Genomic DNA, 4,494 nt, shown 5'->3' on the forward strand with positions numbered 1-4,494 from the left:
CAAAAGGGCATGTCAACGTAGAGGCAGAAACCATCCTGCTGGCAATGGCACATAACATTTTTAAATTGCATTGCAAAATACAGGCACAGCGATTAGGCGTGCACCTCATCCAAGTTGTGGCAGCAGCCTGAAACAGAACAGTGCAAAAAACGAGGCGATCGGTGACCGCCTGTTTCTTGTACTGTTTTTTATGCCATGATTATCGCCAGTGTCAGATGACCGTGATTGAGGTCAAAGAAAACGGGGCTATCCGCACGAAAATGCTTTCGTGAGACAGCCCCTTTTTGTTTCCTTAGGGAACCACTGATTAATTCGGCACTCCGTCTTCACGCGTCTGCACTGTCCTCTCGTCGTCGACAAACCTCAGCGTAGCTTAGGCTACGCCTGCGGTTTGTCTCCTAGAGAGATACAGCGCATCCGCGTAAATCCGGAGCACCTCATTTAATCAGCGGTTCCTTAGTTTTTCAGCGGCTTCTTGAGCGCCGAGAGGATGAGGCAGCCGACGACGGCGCCGATGAGGATGGCGAGGAGGTACATGAGCGGGTTGCCGATGGTCGGGACGACGAAGATGCCGCCGTGCGGCGCGCGCAGCGTGCAGTCGAAGGCCATCGAGAGCGCGCCCGCGACAGCGGAGCCTGCGACCATCGAGGGGATGACGCGGATGGGGTCAGCGGCCGCGAACGGGATGGCGCCCTCGGTGATGAACGCGAGGCCCATGACGTAGTTCGTGATGCCGGCCTTGCGGTCGCGCTCGGTGTAGCGGTTCTTGAAGAAGGTCGTCGAGAGCGCGATGGCGAGCGGCGGCACCATGCCGCCTGCCATGACGGCAGCCATGACGTGGAACTCGCCGGAGGCGAGCAGGCCCGTACCCGTGACGTAGGCGGCCTTGTTGACCGGGCCGCCCATGTCGACGGCCATCATGCCGCCGACGACGATGCCCATGAGGATGCGCGCGGAGGGATCCATGTTCTTGAGCGTGTCGACCATCCAGGTGTTGATGGCGGAGACAGGCGGTGCGATGATGAAGAGGGAGATGAAGCCCATGAGGAGGATGCCGAGCACCGGGTAGATGAGCATGGGCTTGATGCCCTCGAGCGAGGCGGGCAGCCCCTTCGTGCATTTCTTGAGGAAATTGACGATGTAGCCGCCGAGGAAGCCGGCGATGAGGGCGCCGAGGAAGCCGGAGCCCGTCGTGCCCGCGAGCGCGCCGCCGACGAAGCCGACTGCGAGGCCCGGGCGGTCAGCGATCGACATGGAGATGAAGCCGGCGAGCACGGGCAGCATGAAGCCGAACGAGGCGCCGCCGATGTCCTTGAAGAATTTCGCGACGGGCGTGTTCGAGCCGAAGTTCTTCGGGTCGATGCTGTAATCGTCGAGCAGGAACGCGAGCGCGATGAGGATGCCGCCGCCGACGACGAACGGGAGCATGTGGCTGACGCCGTTCATGAGGTGCTTGTAGATCTGGCGGGCGAGGCTCTCGCCGGACGCGTCCGCCGCGCCCTCGGCCTCATCGGCGCCTGTCGCATGGTAGACAGGCGCGCTCCCTGAGAGCGCGCGGTCGATGAGCTCGTCCGCCTTGTTGATGCCGTCGGCGACCTTCGTGATGACGACGCGCTTGCCGTCGAAGCGGCTCATCGGGACGTTCTTGTCGCAGGCGACGATGATGCCGTCGGCCGCGGCGATCTCCTCTGCCGTGAGGAGGTTCTTCGCGCCGCCGGAGCCGTTCGTCTCGACCTTGACCGTGAGGCCGCGCTTCTTCGCGTGCTGCTCGATGCTCTCCGCCGCCATGAACGTGTGCGCGATGCCCGTCGGGCAGGCGGTGACGGCGAGGATCTGGATGTGATCAGCCCTGGGGGCTGCTGCGGGAGCTGCCTCCTGCGCGGGCGCCTGGAACCTGCCGTCCTCCTTGGCGTCGATGAGCGAGAGGAATGCCTCCTTCGTCTTCGCGGCGATCAGCGCTTCCTTGAAGTCCGGGTCCATGATCATCGTCGCGAGCTTCGAGAGGATCGCGAGGTGCTCGTCATTCGCCGCGTCCGGTGCGGCGATGAGGAAGAAGAGGCGCGCGGGCTTGCCGTCCATCGAGGCGAAGTCCATGCCGCCCGGCACGGTCATCGCGGCAAGACCTGCGGCGCGGACGCCGGCGCTCTTGGCGTGCGGCGTCGCGATGCCGTCGCCGAGGCCCGTCGTGCCGGAGGCCTCGCGGGCGAGGACGTCCTTTACATACTGGGCCTTGTCCGAAAGGTTGCCGCCTTTCTCCATGAGATCCGCGAGCTCACGGATGGCAGCCTCCTTGTCCTTCGGCTGGGCACCGAGCAGGATGCTCTCCTGCTTGAGTAAATCGGTGATGCGCATGTATGACACTCCTTTTTATGAAATGATAGGATGATAAAATTTGAAAAATCAGTCATGGAGAGAGCGGGGCGCGTCCCCGCCCTCCCTCAGTTCATCTGCCGCGCCTGGATGGTCGCGCGCAGCGCCTCTACCTCGGGGCGCGTCGCGAGGTTCTCGCTGAACGCGGAGGCCGAGCCCGTGGCGACGCCGAGCGCGAAGGCCTCCGCGAGATCGTCCGCGTGCTCGATGCAGCCCGTGAGGAAGCCGGCGACCATGCTGTCGCCCGCGCCGACGGAGTTCACGAGCTCGCCCTTGGGCGCGGGGCTCTTGTAGCTTTTGCCGTCCGCCGTGAGCAGGATCGCGCCGTCGCCCGCCATCGAGATGAGGACGTTCTCAGCGCCCTTTTCCTGGAGCTTCTTCGCGTAGGTGAGGATCTCCTCGTCCGTCTTGAGCGTGACGCCGAACATGTCGCCGAGCTCGTGGTTGTTCGGCTTGATGAGGAACGGATGGTACTTGAGCACGTTGAGCAGCAGCTTTTTCTCCGCGTCGACGACGATGCGGATGCCGCGGCCCGCGAGGCGCGCCATGATACGCTCGTAGATGTCATCCGGCAAGGTCTTCGGGATGGAGCCCGCGAGCACGAGCGTGTCGCCCGCGCCGAGGCGGTCGAGCCGTGCGAAAAGCTCCTGCTGCTTCGCCTCGCTGATGTCCGGCCCCTGGCCGTTGATCTCCGTCTCGCTCTGCGCCTTCGCCTTCACATTGATGCGCGAGAAGCCCGCATCGAGGCGCACGAACGCATGGCGCACGGAGAACGCATCGAGCTGGCGCTCGATCTCGTCGCCCGTGAAGCCCGCGACGAAGCCGAGCGCCGTGCTCTCGTGCCCGAGGTTGTGCAGGACGATGGAGACATTGATGCCCTTGCCGCCCGCGAGCACCTGCTCGTAGTTCACGCGGTTGATCTCGCCCGCCGTGAACTGGTCGAGGCGGACGATGTAGTCGAGGGACGGGTTGAATGTTACGGTATAGATCATGGCGCTTCTCCTTCCAGGACAGTCGTGTAGTCGCGGTATTTCTTATCCTCCAGCAGGTCGGTGATGATGGTGGCTCCGGAGATATTCGCGAATGTGATGGGATAGATCTTGTTGAACTTCGAGCAGTCGGCGAGCACATACGCGTGCGAGCAGCGCTCGAGCGCGCTCCTTTTCACGAGGCCCTCGCTGTCGTCTGGCGTCGAGAAGCCCGAGCCCGTGCTGATGCCGTTCGTGCCGAAGAAACCCTTCGTGAAATTGTAGAGCTTGAGCGCGTTCACGGCCTCCGTGCCGATGACGGCCTCGGTCGAGCTCTTGAGCCGGCCGCCGAGAATGAACGTCTTGAAGCCCTTCGCGGCGAGCTTCGCCGCGTGCGGCATGCCGTTCGTGACGAAGACGGCCGTCGGCTCCTGGAGGAAGTCGATCATGTGGAGCGTCGTCGTGCCCGCGTCGAGGTAGACGAAATCGTTCTTGCGGACGAGCGACGCGGCGCGGCGGGCGATGGCGATCTTCCCCTCGGTGTGCAGCTCGCGCTTCGTCTTCATGTCCTCCTCGCTCGAGGAGTAGTTGTTGTCGATGGACGTCGCGCCGCCGTAGACCTTGTAGAGACGGCCGCTCTTGTGCAGCGCGACGAGGTCGCGGCGCACCGTGGACTCGGAGGCGTCGAGGATGCGCGTGAGTTCCTGGACGGTCACGGCCTTCTTCTCGGCGAGGATGCGCAGGATCGCTGCGTAGCGCTCTTCTGTGAGCATATCAGTATCACACCTCTTGCAATGATATATATATTTCCTAGTGGCCTCAGTATAGCATCAAAGTCAGTCAAAGTCAATCATTTTCGCGTAGGAACAAGCAGGAAAGTGTAGGTATACAATAGATGTGACACCGAAGGCTATATACAAAAGCGATTAAATCCCCTAAGATGTAATTGGTCAAAAACACAAAAAGGAGATTTAATCGCATGTCCATTATAACACCAATCAAGCGTTATCTGCCACACGAACTTCACACCCGCATCCATGCTGTGAAACTTTATCGTTCGGAACATGACATCTCTTTCGTTTGCCGACGATACAAGGTTTCCAAATCTTCTCTCCTTCGCTGGAACAAGCGCTACGACGGTACGCCCGGTAGCCTT

3 protein-coding genes and 1 pseudogene are annotated in these 4,494 nt (G+C 61.6%); 1 reads left to right on the forward strand and 3 read right to left on the reverse strand.

Features of this window, described 5'->3' with window-relative positions; all coding sequences use genetic code 11:
* Positions 1 to 456: 456 nt before the first annotated feature.
* The 3 genes from F599_RS0112995 to F599_RS0113005 all read right to left on the reverse strand — a co-directional run bounded on the left by F599_RS0112995 (position 457) and on the right by F599_RS0113005 (position 4,111).
* A complete protein-coding gene (locus tag F599_RS0112995; RefSeq protein ID WP_019543923.1) occupies positions 457 to 2,352 on the reverse strand; it encodes a PTS fructose transporter subunit IIABC in 1,896 nt (631 codons plus the stop codon).
* An 86-nt stretch (positions 2,353 to 2,438) separates the two neighbouring features.
* Positions 2,439 to 3,362 (reverse strand): 1-phosphofructokinase, encoded by a 924-nt coding sequence (gene pfkB / locus F599_RS0113000; RefSeq protein WP_019543924.1) that lies wholly within the window; start codon positions 3,360 to 3,362, stop codon positions 2,439 to 2,441.
* Positions 3,359 to 4,111: a DeoR/GlpR family DNA-binding transcription regulator gene (locus F599_RS0113005; RefSeq protein WP_019543925.1), complete on the reverse strand. Its 753-nt coding sequence runs from the start codon at positions 4,109 to 4,111 to the stop codon at positions 3,359 to 3,361. The genes pfkB and F599_RS0113005 overlap by 4 nt, the downstream gene beginning before the upstream one ends.
* A gap of 206 nt (positions 4,112 to 4,317) precedes the next feature.
* Here F599_RS0113005 and F599_RS16125 point away from each other — a divergent pair.
* A pseudogene (locus F599_RS16125) lies at positions 4,318 to 4,494 on the forward strand (IS481 family transposase); the annotation flags it as partial.

The organism is Selenomonas bovis DSM 23594 (genome assembly GCF_000381005.1).
Taxonomy (GTDB): Bacteria; Bacillota; Negativicutes; order Selenomonadales; family Selenomonadaceae; genus Selenomonas_C; species Selenomonas_C bovis.